General features: G+C 67.7%; 14 protein-coding genes and 3 pseudogenes. 14 read left to right on the top strand and 3 right to left on the bottom strand.

Going from position 1 to position 19,324, the window contains the following annotated elements; genetic code table 11:
- The first annotated feature begins 68 nt into the window (after positions 1 to 68).
- The 13 genes and pseudogenes from hpt to AC2W7K_RS07755 all read left to right on the top strand — a co-directional run bounded on the left by hpt (position 69) and on the right by AC2W7K_RS07755 (position 15,379).
- Positions 69 to 620 (top strand): hypoxanthine phosphoribosyltransferase, encoded by a 552-nt coding sequence (hpt, locus tag AC2W7K_RS07815; protein WP_009380922.1) that lies wholly within the window; start codon positions 69 to 71, stop codon positions 618 to 620.
- 171 nt (positions 621 to 791) lie between these two features.
- Entirely contained in the window at positions 792 to 2,864 is a 2,073-nt protein-coding gene (gene ftsH / locus AC2W7K_RS07810; RefSeq protein WP_486005955.1) for an ATP-dependent zinc metalloprotease FtsH, read from the top strand.
- Positions 2,865 to 2,954: 90 nt separating this feature from the next.
- Positions 2,955 to 3,569, top strand: a complete 615-nt coding sequence (folE, locus tag AC2W7K_RS07805; protein ID WP_344251384.1) for a GTP cyclohydrolase I FolE — start codon at positions 2,955 to 2,957, stop codon at positions 3,567 to 3,569.
- Between the two features lie 3 nt (positions 3,570 to 3,572).
- On the top strand, positions 3,573 to 5,393 hold the full coding sequence (folP, locus tag AC2W7K_RS07800; protein ID WP_486005954.1) for a dihydropteroate synthase: 1,821 nt from the start codon (positions 3,573 to 3,575) through the stop codon (positions 5,391 to 5,393).
- A gap of 13 nt (positions 5,394 to 5,406) precedes the next feature.
- Positions 5,407 to 5,868 (top strand): DUF3180 domain-containing protein, encoded by a 462-nt coding sequence (locus AC2W7K_RS07795; RefSeq protein ID WP_198500720.1) that lies wholly within the window; start codon positions 5,407 to 5,409, stop codon positions 5,866 to 5,868.
- Entirely contained in the window at positions 5,865 to 6,335 is a 471-nt protein-coding gene (locus AC2W7K_RS07790; protein WP_198500721.1) for a PH domain-containing protein, read from the top strand. The genes AC2W7K_RS07795 and AC2W7K_RS07790 overlap by 4 nt, the downstream gene beginning before the upstream one ends.
- Before the next feature lie 2 nt (positions 6,336 to 6,337).
- Positions 6,338 to 8,203 carry a PH domain-containing protein gene (locus AC2W7K_RS07785; protein ID WP_198500722.1) on the top strand — a complete coding sequence of 622 codons (1,866 nt, stop codon included), beginning with the start codon at positions 6,338 to 6,340 and terminating at the stop codon, positions 8,201 to 8,203.
- Positions 8,200 to 9,096: a Rossmann-like and DUF2520 domain-containing protein gene (locus AC2W7K_RS07780; RefSeq protein ID WP_198500723.1), complete on the top strand. Its 897-nt coding sequence runs from the start codon at positions 8,200 to 8,202 to the stop codon at positions 9,094 to 9,096. The genes AC2W7K_RS07785 and AC2W7K_RS07780 overlap by 4 nt, the downstream gene beginning before the upstream one ends.
- Before the next feature lie 114 nt (positions 9,097 to 9,210).
- Positions 9,211 to 10,770: a lysine--tRNA ligase gene (gene lysS / locus AC2W7K_RS07775; RefSeq protein ID WP_198500724.1), complete on the top strand. Its 1,560-nt coding sequence runs from the start codon at positions 9,211 to 9,213 to the stop codon at positions 10,768 to 10,770.
- Between the two features lie 4 nt (positions 10,771 to 10,774).
- A complete protein-coding gene (locus AC2W7K_RS07770; protein WP_171006995.1) occupies positions 10,775 to 11,020 on the top strand; it encodes a hypothetical protein in 246 nt (81 codons plus the stop codon).
- A complete protein-coding gene (locus tag AC2W7K_RS07765) occupies positions 10,986 to 11,321 on the top strand; it encodes a histone-like nucleoid-structuring protein Lsr2 (protein ID WP_137824891.1) in 336 nt (111 codons plus the stop codon). Before AC2W7K_RS07770 ends, AC2W7K_RS07765 begins: the two co-directional genes overlap by 35 nt.
- A 694-nt stretch (positions 11,322 to 12,015) precedes the next feature.
- Positions 12,016 to 14,549: pseudogene (locus AC2W7K_RS07760) on the top strand (ATP-dependent Clp protease ATP-binding subunit).
- A 252-nt stretch (positions 14,550 to 14,801) separates the two neighbouring features.
- Positions 14,802 to 15,379, top strand: a pseudogene (locus AC2W7K_RS07755) (amino-acid N-acetyltransferase).
- A 35-nt stretch (positions 15,380 to 15,414) separates the two neighbouring features.
- Here AC2W7K_RS07755 and AC2W7K_RS07750 read toward each other — a convergent pair.
- Positions 15,415 to 16,506: an A/G-specific adenine glycosylase gene (locus tag AC2W7K_RS07750; RefSeq protein WP_332839544.1), complete on the bottom strand. Its 1,092-nt coding sequence runs from the start codon at positions 16,504 to 16,506 to the stop codon at positions 15,415 to 15,417.
- Between the two features lie 195 nt (positions 16,507 to 16,701).
- Between AC2W7K_RS07750 and AC2W7K_RS07745 the strand changes: the two genes are divergently transcribed.
- The gene (locus AC2W7K_RS07745; RefSeq protein WP_198500898.1) at positions 16,702 to 17,376 is read left to right on the top strand and encodes a hypothetical protein; all 675 of its coding nucleotides are present in this window, start codon (positions 16,702 to 16,704) and stop codon (positions 17,374 to 17,376) included.
- A gap of 5 nt (positions 17,377 to 17,381) precedes the next feature.
- Here AC2W7K_RS07745 and AC2W7K_RS07740 read toward each other — a convergent pair whose 3' ends face one another.
- Both AC2W7K_RS07740 and radA read right to left on the bottom strand, forming a co-directional pair.
- Positions 17,382 to 17,774 carry a VOC family protein gene (locus AC2W7K_RS07740; protein WP_232623857.1) on the bottom strand — a complete coding sequence of 131 codons (393 nt, stop codon included), beginning with the start codon at positions 17,772 to 17,774 and terminating at the stop codon, positions 17,382 to 17,384.
- 152 nt (positions 17,775 to 17,926) lie between these two features.
- Positions 17,927 to 19,284, bottom strand: a pseudogene (gene radA, locus AC2W7K_RS07735) (DNA repair protein RadA).
- Positions 19,285 to 19,324 lie beyond the last annotated feature (40 nt).

The raw sequence follows: 19,324 nt of genomic DNA, 5'->3' as shown, positions 1-19,324 counted from the left end.
TGGCTCCGCGGCCGTCCCGTCGCCCATAATGGAGTCACAGCCACCCCACACGAGGAGAATCGACACCAGTGGACATCAACGATCTCGGCAATGACATCGAAGAAGTGCTCGTCTCGGAAGAACAGATAGCCGCCCGACTCGTTGAACTGGCCGCCGCCATCGATGAAGACTACAAGGACAAGGACATCCTCCTCGTCGGCGTCCTCAAAGGCGCGGTCATGGTCATGGCCGACCTCGCCCGCGCCCTGCACTCGCCGGTGACGATGGACTGGATGGCCGTCTCCTCCTACGGCTCGGGCACGAAGTCCTCCGGCGTCGTGCGGATCCTCAAAGACCTCGACACCGACCTCACCGGCCGCCACGTGCTCATCGTCGAGGACATCATCGACTCCGGGCTCACCCTGTCCTGGCTCGTGCAGAACCTGCGCTCGCGCGGGGCCGCCGACGTCGAGATCTGCACCATGCTGCGCAAACCCGAAGCCGTCAAGGTCGACATCGACGTCAAATACGTCGGCTTCGACGTCCCCAACGAGTTCGTCATCGGCTACGGACTCGACTACGCGGAGAAGTACCGCAACGTCCCGTTCGTCGCGACGCTGGCACAGCACGTCTACAGCTGAGCACCGGTGAGCTGAGCGCCCACCGCGCGTTGCCTGGAATTTGCTTCCGCCGGGGAACAAAACCTCTCTGATTCCCGCTATGCCACTGGTACGTACTAGGCTGTGGGGGATGCTCCCAGGCAGCCGCGGCGGCCTGCACGGGCTGCCCAGACTGAAATCCTGAGAGGATCTATGGCCGAGTCCAAAAAGCGACGTCCACTGCTCAACAAGGCGACGAGAGGTCCCTTGATCTGGATCGTCATGGCGCTCCTCGTGGTGTCCATCGGAGCGCTCCTCTTCAGCCGTGTGGGCTTCAGCCAGATCGACACCGAGCAGGGACTCCAACTGCTGGCCGACGACCAGGTCGAACAGGCCAAGATCGTCGACCGCGACCAGCGCGTCGACCTCACCCTCAAAGAGGACCTCACGGTCGACGGCCAGGAATACGGCAAGAAGGTCCAGTTCTACTACGTCGAACAGCGCGGCGACCAGATCGTCGAGGCTGTCACCGAGGCGAACCCCACTCAGGGCTACACCGACGAGGTGCCGCAGCAGAGCTGGCTGATGTCGCTGCTGGGCACCCTCATCCCGTTCGTCATCATCTTCGTCGTCTTCTGGTTCCTCATCTCGCAGATGAGCGGCGGGAAGATGATGAACTTCGGCAAGTCGAAGGCCAAGCTCGTCAACAAGGAGAACCCGGACGTCACGTTCAAGGACGTCGCCGGGGTCGACGAGGCGCTCGAAGAGCTCGAGGAGATCAAGGAGTTCCTCGCCGAACCCGAGAAGTTCAAGGCCGTCGGGGCGAAGATCCCCAAGGGCGTCCTCCTCTACGGTCAGCCGGGCACCGGCAAGACCCTGCTCGCGAAGGCCGTCGCCGGTGAGGCGGGCGTGCCGTTCTACTCGATCTCCGGTTCCGACTTCGTCGAGATGTACGTCGGAGTCGGCGCCTCCCGCGTGCGCGACCTCTTCGAACAGGCGAAGGCGAACGCCCCCTGCATCATCTTCATCGACGAGATCGACGCCGTCGGCCGCCAGCGCGGGGCCGGCATGGGCGGCGGGCACGACGAGCGCGAGCAGACGCTCAACCAGCTCCTCGTCGAGATGGACGGCTTCGACGTCAAGACCAATGTCATCCTCATCGCCGCGACCAACCGGCCCGACGTCCTCGACCCGGCGCTGCTGCGCCCGGGCCGCTTCGACCGGCAGATCCCGGTCGAGGCCCCGGACATGAAGGGCCGGAAGAAGATCCTCGAGGTCCACGCGAAGGACAAGCCGCTGGCCCCCGACGTCGACCTCGGCCAGATCGCCAAGCGCACCCCCGGATTCTCCGGCGCCGATCTCGCCAACGTCCTCAACGAGGCGGCCCTGCTCACCGCGCGTGAGAACGCGAAGGTCATCGACAACCGCATCCTCGACGAGGCGATCGACCGCGTCATCGCCGGACCGCAGAAGCGCACGCGCCTGATGAACGACAAGGAGCGCCTCGTCACCGCCTACCACGAGGGCGGCCACGCCCTCGTCGCTGCGGCGATGAACAACACCGACCCGGTGACGAAGGTGACGATCCTGCCCCGCGGCCGCGCCCTGGGCTACACGATGGTGCTGCCGAGTGAGGACAAGTACTCGACGACCCGCAACGAACTCCTCGACCAGCTCGCCTACGCGATGGGCGGACGCGTCGCCGAGGAGGTCGTGTTCCACGATCCGACGACCGGGGCGAGCAACGACATCGAGAAGGCGACGAACATCGCCCGGAAGATGGTCACGCAGTACGGCATGAGCGAGAAGCTCGGCATGGTCAAGATCGGCGACGACCAGTCCGAGCCCTTCGCCGGGCGCGGCTACGGCGCCGGCGACGAGTACGGCGATTCGACGCTGTCGGCCATCGACAAGGAGGTGCGCGCGCTCATCGACACCGCGCACGCCGATGCGTACTGGGTGCTCACCCACAACCGCGACATCCTCGACGCCCTGGCCTACCAGCTGCTCGAACGCGAGACGCTCGATCAGGCCGCCCTCGAGGAGATCTTCGCTCCCGTCCTCAAGCGGCCCCGCCGCGAGGTGTGGCTGGCCAACGACGAGCGCCCGGTCTCCGACCGCGGCCCGATCGTGCCTCCCGCCCCGCAGCGGCCGCAGCACCGGCGGCGATCAGGACGGCACCGGCCACTCCGGTGGTCCGGGTCCAGACACGACGGACCTGCCCGGTGCCGGACCGACCGGCACCCACGGCCCCGACGTGCCGCACAACCCGCCGGGACCCCGTGACCCCAACGGTCCGGTCGGACCCGCCGGTCCCACCGGACCGGCAGGACCGAACTCCGGTCTGTCCGGGGACGAACCGGGAGGCCAGCGCTGATGACCGATTACGTGTTCGACGACCTCGGCGAGACGACCGCGGACAAGCCCACGGTCGATCATGAGCGCATCGCCGCGGCAGTCCGGGAGATCCTGTTCGCCGTCGGGGAGGACCCCGACCGCGACGGTCTCATCGAGACCCCGGCCAGGGTGGCCCGCGCCTATGAGGAGTTCTTCGCCGGCCTCCACCACGACCCGGCCGAGATCCTCTCCGTGACGTTCGACATCAGCCACGAGGAGATGGTCCTCGTCCGCGACATCGACCTCTACTCGATGTGCGAACACCACCTCGTGCCGTTCCACGGCGTCGCCCACGTCGGCTACATCCCGGCGAAGAACGGCAAGGTCACCGGCCTGTCGAAGCTCGCCCGGCTCGTCGAGGTCTACGCCCGCCGTCCGCAGGTCCAGGAGCGGCTGACCTCGCAGATCGCCGACGCCCTGATGACCTACCTCGAGCCCCAGGGCGCGATCGTCGTCGTCGAGGCCGAGCACCTGTGCATGACGATGCGCGGGGTCCGCAAGCCCGGCGCCTCGACGATCACCTCAGCGGTGCGCGGTCAGCTGCGCGAACCGGCGTCCCGGGCGGAGGCGATGAGCCTCATCCTCCGAGGCTGAGCGATGACAGGGACGCCTGCTGTCGAACCGACCCCTGCCGCGGGTCAGCCGTCTGCCCTCGGGGATCCGGCGCGCACGCAGATCATGGGCGTCCTCAACGTCACGCCCGATTCCTTCTCCGACGGCGGCCGCTACTTCGATCACGCCAAGGCGATCGCCCACGGGCTCGCACTGACGACCGCGGGCGCGGACATCATCGACGTCGGCGGGGAATCGACTCGCCCCGGCGCGGTCCGCGTCGATGAGGACGAGGAGCTGCGCCGGGTCGTGCCCGTCGTCCGTGAACTCGCCGCTGCCGGCGTGCTCATCAGCGTCGACACGATGCGGGCGGCGGTGGCCTCGGCGGCCATCGACGCTGGGGCGCACATCATCAACGACGTCTCGGCCGGCCTGTCGGATCCCGGCATGCTCGCCGTCGCCGCGGACACCGGCGTCCCGATCGTCCTCATGCACTGGCGCGGTCATCTCGACCGTGCGGATGCGACGTTCCACTACGACGATGTCCTCGCCGAGGTGGTCGCCGAACTGCGCGAGCGCATCGACGCGGCCGTGGCCGCCGGCATCGACCCGGACGCGATCATCGTCGATCCGGGCCTGGGCTTCTCGAAGAACGCCGACCACAACTGGCAGATCCTCGCCGGGCTCGACGCGTTCTCCGCGTTCGACCAGCGCCTCCTCGTCGCCGCGAGCCGCAAGCGCTTCATCTCCTCCCTCGTCTCGCCGGAGGATCCGACGCGTGCCGCGGAGGCAGCGAAGGATCAGGCCACGGCCGTGATCTCGGCGTTCGCCGCGCAGGCAGGGGCCTGGGCGGTGCGCGTCCACGACCCGGCCGCCTCGGCGCTGGCCTGTCGGGTGGCGGCGGCCATCGCCGACCACGCTGCCCCCGGGCACCTCCCCCGTGGAAGCCGGCCGGGCATGAGCGGACAGCCGGACCGGATCGAGCTGCGCGGCCTGACGGTGCGCGGCAATCACGGCGTCTTCGACTTCGAGAAGCGCGAGGGTCAGGACTTCGTCGTCGACGTCGTCCTCCACACGTCGACGGCGGCTGCGGCCGGGACCGATGACATCGCCGACACCATCCACTACGGCGACCTCGCCGAGGCGGTCGCCCACATCGTCGAGGACACCACCTTCGACCTCATCGAGACCCTCGCCGAGGCGATCGCCGACCACTGCCTGACCCTGACCGACCATGTCGAGGTCGTCGTCCACAAGCCGAGCGCCCCGATCGAGCGGACCTTCGCCGACGTCACCGTCACCGTCGACCGGCACCGCGGGGACGCGGGTCCTGCCGAGGCACCAGCCGCGGTCGCCTACCTCAGCCTCGGGGCCAACCTCGGCGATCCCGCGGCCACGCTCGACGACGCCGTCGCCGCCCTCGACCGGCACCCGGCGATCACGGTCGTCGCCCGCTCCTCGCTCTACCGGACCGCGCCATGGGGCGGGGTCGAGCAGAACGACTTCCTCAACCTCGGCGTCCTCATCGAGACCACCCTGCCGGTCGACCAGCTCCTCGGGGTGGTCCAGGGCATCGAGGTCGCCGCCGGGCGGACCCGGGAGCTGCGGTGGGGACCGCGGACCCTCGACATCGACCTCATCAGCGTCACCACCGAGGCCGGGGAGGTTCGCGCAGCGACCCCGACGCTCACCCTGCCGCACCCGCGCGCTCACGAGCGGGCCTTCGTCCTCGTCCCGTGGGCGGAAATCGCACCGGAGACGACGGTCGCCACGGCGAGCGGGCGCCTGCCGATCGCCGAGGTCATCGCCGCAGTGGCCGATCAGGAAATCACCCGGGTTCCCTCCCCGCAGACGCCGGAGATCTGAAAGACTGAGGAGCATGCAGCGAACCTCCTCAGGCATGCTCGTCATCTGGGCGACCGCCGGCGTCGTCCTCGGCGTGCTCGTCGACGTGCTCCTCGAGAGCCAGGGGTTCGCGCTGCCGGGCCAGCCGTGGTTCCCGATCATCGGCATGCTCATCCTCGCCGCCGTCCTCCTCGTCCTCGGCTACCCGATCAAGAAGTGGAACGACGGGGACCGGACCCGCGAGATCGACCCGCTCCAGGCCGCCCGCGTGGCCGTCATGGCCAAGGCGAGCGCTCTGACCGGAGCCGGGCTGGCCGGCTGGTACCTCGGCAACGCCGCCTACTACTTCCTCTCGGCCCCGGGCATCCGCAACGACCTCGCCGCCGGCATGCTCTTCGCCGCGATCGCCGCCGCTGCCCTGATGATCGTCGGGATCATCGTCGAGATCTTCTGCACCCTCCCGCCCCACGACCCACCAGGAGCCGAAGCCGCATGACCGACCCGATCTACACCCGAGTCAGCCCGAAGTACTGGCGCAAGGAGACGATCTCGTCGCTGACGTTCTTCGTCCCGCTGCTCGCCGTGGCGATCGCACTCGCCGTGATCTTCCCGTCCCAGTGGTGGCTGCACCCGCTGTGGGCGGCGATCCTCGTCTGGGCCGTCGTCTACCTTGTCGTCCTCTACCGGCAGGCGAAGGTCATCGGGTACGCCGAACGCGATGACGACCTCCTCATCCGCCGCGGCATCATGTTCCGCCGCACCACCGTCGTGCCCTACGGCCGCCTCCAGTTCGTCGACGTCGACTCCGGCCCCATCGACCGGATGTTCGGACTGGCCACCGTCAAACTCCACACCGCCTCGGCGGCCACCGATGCGACGATCCCCGGCCTGCCGCGCCCCGACGCGGACCGTCTCCGTGACAGCCTCGCCGGTCGCGGACAGGCGAACCTGGCAGGGCTGTGACGATGAGCTCCGACCACGACATCACCGAGGAGACCGGGCAGTCCCAGCCGGCAGGGGAGCCCCAGCCGGCAGCGGAGCCCTCCGTCGCCGAGGTGGCCGCCCCGGAGGTCTGGCATCGGGTCCATCCGCTCACCCCGGTGCTTGAGAGCCTCGGCGTCATCGTCGTCCTCTTCGTCGTCGCCGGGTACGTCGGGCAGAACTTCATCCAGCAGGCGCTCAGCGACCTCGCCGCCGGTGACGGCGTCGACCTGTCGATGGCCGGCTGGGTCGGCGCGCATCCGCTCGTTATCCTCGCCGGCCTCGGCGGGGTCCTCCTCGTCCTCGCCGTCGCCGGCGTCTACAGCTGGCTCGCCTGGCGGGTCATGGGCTACCGCGTCGACGCCGAGGCGATCTACGCCCGCTCGGGCCTGCTCGCGAAGAAGCTGCGCAAGGCCCGCCTCGACCGGGTCCAGTCGATCGACCTCCAGCAGAAACTGGTGCCCCGCCTCCTCGGACTCGCCGAGCTCGTCTTCGACGTCGCCGGCGGCAAGGGCGCGAACGTGTCGCTGAAGTACCTCAGCCGGAAGAAGGCCGACGCCCTGCGCGATGAGCTCCTCGCCGCGGTGCGCGAAGTCAAGCAGGGCGGTGTCGTCGGCAGTGCCGCTGCTGCCGGTGTCGGTGATGCAGGGGTCCCGGGAGGGCCCGCTGGGCTCGGCAGCCCTGCCGGTTCCCCGGTCGGCCAGGCGGCCTGGGCAGGTGAGGACGGCACGGTCGACAGCCTCGGCGCGGGCCGGGGTCCAGGCGAGCCGATGGTCGATCTCAGCGCCCCCGAACGCGCCGGTGACAGCATCGGTGTGCGGCTGAGCAAGCGCCTGAGCCGGTACGCGGGGGAGGCGATCGGGGAGGCCGAGGACAGCCTCAACGACATGCTCGCCCCCTACGGCGTCTCGACCAGGCTGACGGAGGAGGGCGAGATCATCAGGGTGCCCGTCCACCGGGTCATCCTCTCCTCACTGCTCAAGACCGACTTCCTCATCGGCGTCCTCGTCTTCCTCGCCGTCATCGTCGCGGCCATCGTCCTCTTCCTCACCGGTGTCCGGGAGGCGGCGATGCCGATGCTCTTCGGCGTGCTGCCCGCCGGCATCGCGGCATTCGCCTCGGTGAAGAAGGACCTCGACAACGCGAACTTCGTCGTCCGCCTCACCGACTCGGGCCTCGCCGTAAGCCACGGCCTCGTCTCGACCTCGCGGAAGGTCATCCCCCTCGACCGGGTGCAGGCGGTGTGCCTGCACCAGCCGCTGCTGTGGCGCATCGGCGGCTGGTGGAAGGCCGAATACAACATCGCCAGTGCCGGCGACAAGGGCGAATCCAACCTGCTGCTGCCCGTCGGCGACATCGACCAGGCGCTGACGATGATCGGCCTCGCCCTGCCGGCACCGCAGGTCGACGACGAGGTCAGCGCCCGCAGCCTCACGCTCTCGGCGATGTACGACACCGACTCGCCCGACCCGCAGGCCGCGCGCGCCGAGGAGGCCTTCGACCCGCAGCCGCGCTCCTCCCGGTTCATCGACCCGCTCGTGTGGAAGCGGCGGGCGTACGCGATCACCGAGGCCCTCCTCATCATCCGCCTCGGCCGCCTCGAGCGCCGCGTCGACTTCGTCCCGCACGAACGCGTCCAGTCGATGGAGTACCGGCAGGGTCCGCTGCTGCGGTCACTCGGTCTCGCCTCGGTGGCGGTGCACTCGACGGCAGGGCCGATCACCCCGCAGGTCACCCACCAGGACGCCGAGGAGGCGCGGCGGTTCTTCGCCGAACACGCCGAACGCACCCGGCTGGCCCGTGAGCACTTCGACGAGCAGCGCCGCACCGGGAAGGGGATCGACGCATGACCGCACCGCCCCCGGACGCCCCGCGACTGGGCATCGGCATCATCGGCGCCGGCCGCGTCGGCGCCGTCATCGGAGCCGCCTGGCGAGCGGCCGGACATGCGATCATCGGGGTCAGCGCCACCTCGGCGGCCAGCCTCGAACGCGCCGAGGACATGCTGCCCGGCGTGCCCGTCCTCCCTCCCGACCAGATCGCCGAACGCGCCGAACTCCTCCTGCTCGCCGTGCCCGACGACGAGATCGGCTCGCTCGTCTCCGGTCTCGCCGCGCTCGGTCGGATCCACGCCGGTCAGATCGTCGTCCACGTCTCCGGACGCTACGGCACGGACATCCTCGAACCGGCGACCGGCGTCGGGGCGCTGCCGATCGCCCTGCATCCGTCACTGTCGTTCACCGGCACCGCCGTCGACCTTCCGCGCCTGCGACAGGCCACCGTCGCCGTCACCGCACCCGGACCGATCCGCCCGGTGGGCGAGGCCCTCGTCGTCGAGATGGGGGCCGAACCGCTCGAGATCGCCGAGGCCGACCGGCCGCTCTACCACGCCGCGATCACGCACGCGTCGAACCACTCGATCACGATCATCGCCGAGGCCCTCGAGATGCTCACCGAAGCCGGTGTCGAGGACCCCTCGCGGGTGCTCACCGCACTCGTCGACGCGAGTGTCGCCAACACCCTGCAGAACGGGGCGAAGGCGCTGACCGGACCGGTCGCCCGCGGCGACGTCGGGACGCTCGCCGCGCACCTGGCGGCCCTGAGCGAATACAGCCTTGCCGTCTCCCATCCGGGCACCCGCGACAGCTACATCGCACTGGCCCGGTCGACGACGGCGAAGGCGCTGGCCCTGGGGCGGATCACCGAGGCGCAGGCCCAGGAGATCCTCGCCCTCCTCGGATGAGCTGACAGGGGCGGGTCGGCCTGTCCTGCGACCCGCGACGCACGGGGTGTGGCGGGGGCCTCAGGACGGTTGCGCGAATTCCCCGCGGGTGGCTGGCGCGGTAGCCTTGAGGGCATGGCAGAAACTGAGTCGATCGCCCCTGACACCGCTGAGTCCGCACCGGAACACCTCGATCCCGAACAGATCAGGATCCGCAAGGACAAGCGGCAGCGGATGCTTGACTCCGACACCGAGGCCTACCCCGTCTCCGTGCCCCGCACGCACACTCTCGCGCAGGTCCATGCTGCCCACCCCGACCTCGAAGCCGGTGACGAGACCGACGATGTCGTCGGCGTCGTCGGCCGCGTCGTCTTCGTCCGGACCACCGGCAAGCTCGCCTTCGTCACCCTGCAGGCCGGTGACGGCACCCGCCTGCAGGGGATGCTCTCCCTGCGCGAGGTCGGCGAGGAGCGCCTGGCCGACTTCAAGGCCGACGTCGACCTCGGCGACTTCCTCTTCCTCCACGGCAGGGTCATCAAGTCCAAGCGCGGGGAGCTCTCCGTGCTCGCCGATGCGTGGCAGATGGCGTCGAAGGCCCTCCGCCCGCTGCCGGGCCTGCACACGGAACTCGCCGAGGACACCCGCGTGCGCCAGCGCTACCTCGACCTCATCACGCGGGAGGCCGCACGGACGACGATGCGCACCCGCGCCGAGGTGATGGCCTCGCTGCGGCGGACGTTCGCCGACCAGGACTTCATCGAGATCGAGACGCCGATGCTCCAGGTCATGCACGGGGGAGCGGCGGCCCGCCCGTTCAAGACGCACATGAACGCCTACGACATCGACATGTACCTGCGCATCGCCCCCGAGCTCTTCCTCAAGCGGGCCATCGTCGGCGGCATCGACAACGTCTTCGAGATCAACCGGAACTTCCGCAACGAAGGCGCCGACTCGACGCACTCGCCGGAGTTCGCGATGCTCGAGGCCTACCAGTCCTACGGGGACTACCATTCGATCGCGGAGCTGACGAAGACGCTCGTCCAGAACGCGGCCCAGGACGCGACGGGTTCGCTGCTCGTCACCCTCGACGACGGCACCGACTACGACTTCGGCGGCGACTGGGCGGTCGTGAGCATGTACGAGACGCTCTCGGCCGAATCCGGTGTCGAGGTCACGCCGCTGACCGGCATCGAGGAGCTCGAGAAGATCGCTGCGGACCACGACGTCGATCTGGGCGGAGTCTTCCGCTCGCACGGCAAGTACGTCGAGGAGCTGTGGGAGCACTTCTACAAGGACAAGCTGTGGGCGCCGACCTTCGTCACCGACTTCCCGGTCGACACCTCACCGCTCGTGCGCGAACACCGGGACAAGCCCGGCGTCGTCGAGAAGTGGGACCTCTACGTGCGCGGCTTCGAGCTGGCGACCGGATACTCCGAGCTCGTCGACCCCGTCATCCAGCGGCAGCGCTTCGAAGCCCAAGCCGCCGACGCCGCCCGCGGTGACGATGAGGCGATGGGCCTCGACGAGGAGTTCCTCACCGCGATGGAACACGGCATGCCCCCGACCGGGGGAATGGGCATGGGCCTCGACCGTCTGCTCATGGCGCTCACCGGTCTGGGAATTCGCGAAACCATTCTCTTCCCCTTCACCAAACCGATCGCCGCGGCGAATTCGGACTCCACAGAGGAAGGCTGAGACCGTGTTGGATCTCATCAAGGCGCTGCTTCCGTCGATCTGCATCGCATTGCTCTTCTGGTACGTGATGCGCGGCATTGTTCGCGCAGATCGGACAGAACGCGAGCAGATCGAGAAATTCTATTCCGAGCATGAAGTTAGCGAATTGGACGATAATGGGGATTCGGGTGTTATGCTTACACCCGTAAAGTCGTCTGAAAATGAAAAGAGTGAACATGGCACGGGAGATGCGACTCGTTCTCACGGATGATTTCGACGGTTCGGAAGCAGCCGAAACCGTTCGGTTCAGCCTCGACCAGGGGACTTATGAACTGGAACTGTCCACGAAGAATGCCGAAGAGCTGCGTGAGACCTTTGCTCCCTATATCGCCAAAGCCCGCCGTGTGGCCAACCCCGGTTCACGCGGACGCCGCGGAGGATCGACCGGCTCGGGCCCCAAGCGGGACACCGCGAAGATCCGCGAATGGGCGCAGGAGAACGGCTACCAGCTCGGTGATCGCGGACGGATCCCCCAGGAGATCGTCCAGGCCTACGAAGCCGCAGGGAACTGAGCACAGGCACAACTGAACGACAGCCCCCTGACAGGGGCGCCGATTCGCCGAGGGACCGATGACACAAGCATCGGTCCCTCGGTCTTTTCGTCGCCTGGGCTTGATCGGTGCGTGCGCTGCGCCGGATCGCGGGGTCCGCGCCTGCATCCGACCATCCGTGCAGGTGACCGCGAATCTGCGGCGGCGGTGGCGCGGTTAGCGATTAGCCGCGCAAAGCGACTTTCTTGAGAATTGTCTGAGCGTCGCGCGAGCCGATTTGTTTCTCCGCAGGCGGCTTTCCACGCGGCAATCCTGGTGGCGGAATATCGGCAACGCCGTGTGCGTTGCGTGTGGTGTTTGAGGGTGCCGTCACCGATTGCCGGGAGGATGACAATCGCCGAGGCGGTCAAAAGGACTTTGGAAGAGACCAGGTCCGCACCCATCCGGAAACCCGGGGACTCCGAATATACAGTGTAAGCACGGAAGCGCTCGGTTGGCGTTCGACGTGGGCGCGGTGCCACGTGCGCCGGTCGCGGCAGCGTCCGAACGGGGCGGCCGACCGGCCGCGGTGGACCGGGTTCCGACCGACCGCCTCGGCGCAGGATCAAGGGATTTCGCCCTGAGCCGAACGGTTTCGGCTGATGGCGAAACGTGCAATAGATCCCGAGGTTGGGTCGTTACGCTCTACAGATACCAGAACTCCAGGAGGGTGAATATGTTCGAGCGGTTCACTGACCGAGCCCGCCGAGTGGTGGTGCTCGCCCAGGAAGAGGCCAAACTCCTCAAGCATAACTACATCGGAACCGAGCACATCCTGCTCGGCCTCATCCACGAGGGTGAAGGCCTGGCGGCCAAGGCTCTCGAGGGGATGGACATCTCCCTCGAACAGGTTCGCGATCAGGTCCAGGAGATCATCGGGCAGGGACAGCAGGCGCCGAGCGGGCACATCCCGTTCACTCCGCGCGCGAAGAAGGTCCTCGAGCTCAGTCTCCGTGAGGCCCTGCAGTTGGGCCACAGCTACATCGGCACCGAGCACATCCTGCTCGGTCTCATCCGCGAGGGTGAGGGCGTGGCCGCTCAGGTCCTCGTCAAGCTCGGCGCGACCTCGGTCGGGTGCGCCAGGAAGTCATCAAGCTGCTCTCGGGCTACCAGGGCAAGGAGCCGGTCGCTGCCGGCGGTCGCGAAGAGGGCACGCCCTCGGGCTCGCTCGTCCTCGACCAGTTCGGCCGCAACCTCACCGCCGCCGCCCGTGAGGGCAAGCTCGATCCGGTCATCGGTCGGCACGAGCAGATGCAGCGCGTCATGCAGATCCTCTCCCGCCGCACGAAGAACAACCCGGTTCTCATCGGCGAGCCCGGCGTCGGCAAGACCGCCGTGGTCGAGGGTCTGGCGCAGGCGATCGTCAACGGCGAGGTTCCCGAGATCCTCACCGACAAGCAGCTCTACACGCTCGACCTCGGCTCCCTCGTCGCCGGCTCCCGGTACCGCGGTGACTTCGAGGAACGTCTGAAGAAGGTGCTCAAGGAGATCCGCACGCGCGGTGACATCATCCTCTTCATCGACGAGATCCACACGCTCGTGGGTGCCGGTGCCGCCGAAGGCGCCATCGACGCCGCATCGATCCTCAAGCCGATGCTCGCCCGCGGTGAGCTCCAGACGATCGGTGCGACGACCCTCGACGAGTACCGCAAGCACATCGAGAAGGACGCTGCGCTCGAGCGCCGCTTCCAGCCGATCCAGGTGCCCGAGCCCTCGCTCGCGCACTCGATCGAGATCCTCAAGGGCCTGCGCGACAAGTACGAGGCGCACCACAAGGTGACGATCACCGAGGGTGCTCTCGCGGCCGCCGTCAACATGTCCGATCGCTACATCAACGACCGGTACCTGCCGGACAAGGCGATCGACCTCATCGACGAAGCGGGAGCGAAGCTGCGCATCTCGCGGCTGTCGGTGCCGCAGGAGATCCGCGACCTCGAGGAGAAGATCCTTGAGGCCCGTCACCGCAAGGAAGCTGCGATCGACGCTCAGGACTTCGAGCTGGCTGCCTCTGAGCGGGACTCGGAGATGAAGCTCCAGCACGAGAAGGACGAGCAGACCGAGGCCTGGCGCAAGGGCGGCAAGGACACCTCCGCGACCGTTGACGCCGATCTCATCGCCGAGGTGCTCGCCTCTGCCACCGGCATTCCGATCTTCAAGCTCACCGAGGAGGAGTCCTCGCGTCTGCTGCGGATGGAAGACGAGCTGCACAAGCGCATCATCGGCCAGAACGATGCGGTCAAGTCGATCTCGCGGGCGATCCGCCGGACCCGTGCGGGTCTGAAGGATCCGAAGCGTCCGTCGGGTTCGTTCATCTTCGCCGGTCCCACCGGTGTGGGTAAGACCGAGCTCGCGAAGGCTCTCGCGGAGTTCCTCTTCGGCGACGAGGATTCCCTCATCAGCCTCGACATGTCGGAGTACTCGGAGAAGCACACCGTGTCGCGTCTCTTCGGTTCGCCTCCCGGCTACGTCGGCTACGAAGAGGGCGGTCAGCTCACGGAGAAGGTGCGTCGCAAGCCGTTCTCCGTCGTCCTCTTCGACGAGGTGGAGAAGGCCCACTCGGACATCTTCAACTCGCTGCTGCAGATCCTCGAGGACGGCCGACTCACTGACTCGCAGGGTCGTGAGGTCGACTTCAAGAACACGATCATCATCATGACGACCAACCTGGGTACGCGCGACGTCTCCAGCGGTCTGCAGATGGGATTCCAGGTCGAGGGTGACACCAAGACCAACTACGACCGGATGAAGCAGCGGGTCAACGAAGAGCTCAAGCAGCACTTCCGTCCTGAGTTCCTCAACCGCGTCGATGACACGATCGTGTTCCCGCAGCTGAACAAGGAAGAGATCATCGAGATCGTCGACCTGTTCCTCGAGCGCCTCGACACGCGTCTGGCGGATCAGGGCATGAAGGTCGAGCTCACCGATGCGGCCAAGAACCTGCTGGCCGATCGCGGCTACGATCCGGTGCTCGGTGCACGTCCGCTGCGCCGCACGATCCAGCTCGAGATCGAGGACCAGCTCTCGGAGAAGATCCTCTTCAAGGAGATCGGCCGCGGTCAGACGATCAAGGTCGACATCGAGGGCGAAGGCAAGGACGCGCAGTTCACCTTCGAAGGCGTCGAGACCGAAACGTTCCCGACCTCCGGATCCGACGATTCGTCCTCCGGCGGCGAGCTCGCCGGCGCCGGGTCGACCGGTTCGGCGTCCTGACCGGCAGCGGTCCGCTGACTGACAGCGGTCCGCTGAGCGAATAGTCACCCTCCGCAAGCGGCCCCGGGCCCGAGAACTTCGGTTCTCGCCCGGGGCCGCTTCGTGTTGTCCGGGCCGCCCCGCGTTCTGCGCCAGGTTCATGGCGATTTCAGGCTCGAGATCACCCTGGAGGCGGCGCACAATCGCCGTCACTGTGGCGCAGACCTGAGTGGACGCACCGTCGGCCTGCGCGCGATGGTGTTGAATGAGGGGATGAGCTCAGCCACCTTCGACCACGGACTCGTCGCCTCCGACCACCACCAGACCCACGGACTTCCCAGTGGGCTGCGGCTGCGACGGGCCCGGACGTCGACGTCAAGGGAATCGAAGCGCTCGTGGCCCCGTTGGCCGAAGAGCGCATCCTCCTCGCGAAGGACACGGTGACGTATTTCGAGTCGCTGCAGGAGTTCTGGCTCGTCGTCGACGAGCGACCCGACGGCAGCGAAGTCCTCGCCGGCTGCGCGGCCCTCCACATCATCTGGTCCGACCTCGCCGAGGCGCGCACCGTCGCGACGTCCCCTGACTACCGGGGCAGGGGAGTGGGCAAGGCCCTCATCCGCCAGCTCCTCGCCGACGCCGAGGAGATCGGGGTCGACAGGGTCTTCTGCCTGACGTTCGAAACCGGATTCTTCGGCTCCCTCGGCTTCGAGCCGATCAAGGGCATTCCCGTCTCACCGGAGGTCTACGTCGAACTCCTCCACTCTGCTGACGAAGGTGTGGCCGAGTTCCTCGACCTCGCCAGGGTCAAGCCGAACACTCTCGGCAACACGCGAATGATCAAGTACCTGTAGATCCGGCCGCCGGAATCGGGCCGGGTGCCCGGCCGTCACCGCGGCAGGCTGAGGCGGTCCCCGCTGCGGTGCGCCAACCCGTCGGTGACGAGATCGGCGATGAGTCGTGAGATGCGGTCGGCGTCCGCGCTGAGATCGCGCATCGTCGTCAGCTTCACCGAGGTGGCCGGGCCCAAGGCGGCGAGGCATTCGTCATCGAGGTCGGCAGTCGGTGCCGTGAAGAGATCGACCGCGACAGCATCGGTCGCGGCGGACCTGCGACCTGCGGCTGCGCTCGCCGCCCCTTCGACCACCGAGGACCCGTCGGCAGCCGATGAACTCTCGGCCACCGAGACCCCCTCGACGACCGAGGTCGACCGATCGCCCGCCTCGGCGGCTTCTGCATGCGCGGCCTTGAGCACGTCCATGATCGCGCCGCGCAGCTGTCGGTCCGTGCCGGCCCACTTCTGGGTCTTCGGTTTCGACGCTGAGACCGGGCGTCCGGCGAGGTTCCAGGCGCAGATGTCCGCGAGCGGGCATTCCTCGCACTTCGGACTGCGGGCGGTGCACACGAGGGCACCGAACTCCATGACCCCGGCGTTCCAGGCCACATGATCGGTCGCGGGAACGAACTGTTCGGCCCAGACGGTCTCCCTGCGGCTCGGTGACACCGTGGGCCGGTCGCGGCCGGCGAAGACGCGGATGAGGACCCGGCGCACATTCGTATCGAGGACAGTGGTGCGCTCGCCGTGGGCGAACGAGGCGACGGCTGCCGCCGTGTACGCGCCGATCCCCGGCAGCGCCTCGAGAGCGGCAGCAGTGTCCGGCACCTGGTTGTCGTGGTCGTCGGCGATGACTCTCGCGGCTTCCTGCAGTCGCAGCGCACGACGCGGGTAGCCGAGGCGATCCCACCGCTGGAGCACCTCGGCGGTGGGGGCTGCCGCAAGGTCAGCGGGGGTGGGCCAGCGCTCGAGCCATTCGCTCCAGCGTGGGGCGACGCGGGAGACCGGGGTCTGCTGGGACATGATCTCGCTGACGAGGACCGCCCACGCCGAGGTGCCTTCTGCCCGCCATGGCAGGGGTCGGGCGGTTGCCGCGAACCAGTCGATGATCGTCGTCTGGACGCGTTCGATCGCGGACTCGGACACGTCCGGAAAGCCCGGTGCTGTGGGGGTGATCCCAGTTTCGGCAGAGGTGCGGTGTGTCATTTGGATGCGCATTCGCAATTGCCTAGGCTCATTGCGATGACTCCTTCCGATCGTGGTTCGCAGCCGAAACAGCCCCGCCAGTCTAGCGGCAAGCTGCCTGCGCACGTTTACCGTCGGCGGAGGATCACCCTGGCGGTGCTCAGCCTCGTCGTCATCGGGCTCATCGTGCTCGGCGTCGTCGGCATCACGAAGGCGATCGGCGGTCTGTCCGATCAGGAGCCGACCGCCGCTGACGCTCCCACGAGCGCCTCGCCGACACCTCAGGCTCCGGTCCCCGACGCGCAGGCGGCCAGCGGTGCCTGCCCGCCGGACTCCGTCTCAGTGAGCGCGAAGGCCGACAAGAAGAGCTACGACGAGAACACGAAGCCGAAGTTCGAGATGGTCATCGGCAACACCCACACGGCGACCTGCCTCATCGAGGTCGGCACGAAGCAGCAGGAATTCGTCGTCGAGCAGGAAGGGGACGTCGTGTGGTCCTCGAAGTACTGCGCAGCCGACGACGATGAGAACGCCGAGGCGCCGACGGAGTTCGCACCGCAGTCCCAGAAGACCGCCCAGTTCGAATGGAACCGCGTCCGCGTCGACAAGAACTGCAACAAGGCGAGCAAGGGCTTCGAACCGGGCACGTACGATCTCATCGTCAAACTCGGCGACACAGAGAGCAAACCCGTGCCCTTCGAACTCGAGAAGGACGAGGCGACGAAGGCCAAGGAGAAGGAAGCCGCCGACAAGAAGAAGGCCGAGGAGGAGAAGAAGGCGACCGAGTCGCCGACTCCGAAGCCCACGGAGACCGAGAACTCCGACGGCTAGCCCGCTCAGACGCCGCGGTACGAGCCCACACCCCACGAATTGCCGTCGTGGTCGCGGAACGCGAACTCCCGTCCGCCGTAGGACTGCGTGGCCACCGGCCTCACAATCGCATGCCCGAGCTCGCGGATCTCACGGTAGAGCCGGTCGACCTCCCGTTCGGTGGGGACGACGACGTAGATCGCCGCCCCGCCGACGCTGTCGAGGGCCGAACCGTCATGGCGCACGGACCCGATCATCACTCCGCCGGTCTCACCGAGCGCGTATTCGGCATGGAGGACGAGGCTCGGGTCGTCCTCGTCCCGCACCGTGACGCGCTCGACGAAGCCGAGGGTGACGAGCATGGCGGTCGTCGCCGCGATGTCCGTCGTCCGCAGCGCCGGAAACACTGTCGTGGTCATCTTTCAAGCATGCCCTGTTTAGCTGCGGAAGTCTCGGATTTTCTCCCGTCCGCAGTCCGCGACATCACGCGCCGGCCACGCCGTCCGCGACATCACGCGCCGGGCGCAGCGGCCGCCCCGTCACGACCGGCGACCACCGCCCGGCCACCCGCTCACTTGTCCTTGTCGTTGAGGACGAGCTCGACCGCCTCGGCGACGTGCTCGCATTCCTTGACGACCATGCCGTCGGGGATCGAGACGTTGCGCAGCGCGCCCCGGGCGACGATCGCCCGCGTCATGCCCAACCGTGCCGCTTCGCTGAGCCGCTGGCCGAGGTTGGGCACATTGCGGATCTCACCCGAGAGGCTGATCTCGCCGATCGCGACGAACTTCGCGTAGAGGGCCCGCCCCAGTGCGGCCGAGGCCAGGGACAGGCAGATCGCCAGATCATTGGCCGGTTCGACGAGCTTGGCCCCGCCGACCGTGGCGACGAAGACATCGGACTTCGCGAACCCGGCCGCGGAGACCTTCTGGCTGAGCACGGCGATCATCATCGCCACCCGCGACGAGTCGACCCCCGACACCGAACGCCGCGTCTGACCTGCCGCGGCCTCGGTGACCAGGGACTGCACCTCGACGAGCAGCGGCCGTTTGCCCTCCTGATTGACCGTCAGGCACGTGCCGCCGGCGTGGACCCCGATGCGCGGGAGAGGAAGAGGCCGGAGGGGTCTTCGAGGCTCTTGATCCCGTTCTCCTCCATGTCGAAGCAGCCGACCTCGTCGGTGGGACCGAACCGGTTCTTGATCGCCCGCAGCATCCGCAGCCGGGAGTGCTTCTCGCCTTCGAACGTGCACACGACGTCGACGAGGTGCTCGAGGAGGCGGGGTCCGGCGATCGTGCCGTCCTTCGTGATGTGGCCGACGAGCACGGTCGACAGGGACCGGGACTTCGCTTCCCGGATGAGGGCGGCAGCGACCTCCCTGACCTGGGTGACCCCGCCGGGCACTCCGTCGACCTCCGAGGAGGCCAGCGTCTGGATCGAGTCGACGATGAGCAGGTCGGGGTTCTCGGCTTCGATGAGGCCGAGCACGGCGCCGAGGTCGGTCTCCGCGGCCAGCAGCAGGTTCTCCTCGAGGGCGTTGATCCGGTCGGCGCGCAGTCGCACCTGGCCGGCCGACTCCTCACCGGTGACGTAGAGGACCGTCGACTCGAACTTCGCGGCGCGCGCAGCGACGTCGAGGAGGAGAGTCGACTTCCCGACTCCGGGCTCCCCGGAGAGCAGGATGACCCCGCCGGGGACGATGCCGCCGCCGAGCACTCGGTCGAACTCGTCGACGAAGGTCCGCTTCGCCACCGCAAGGGTCGTGTCCACCTCGGTGATCGACTTCGCCCCGCTCGACTTCTTCACCTTCGTCTTCACCGACGTCGAACCGGCGCCCTTCTCCTCGAGAGTGCCCCAGGCCTGGCATTCGGGGCATCGCCCCAGCCACTTCACGGTCGAGTATCCGCATTCGGTGCAGGTGAAAGACATACGGCAAGTCTGGCATGCGCCACGGACATGACGTGTGCGC

Source organism: Brevibacterium sp. LAARM2_SD2 (genome assembly GCF_057364785.1).
This window is presented reverse-complemented; position numbering and strand designations above follow the sequence as displayed.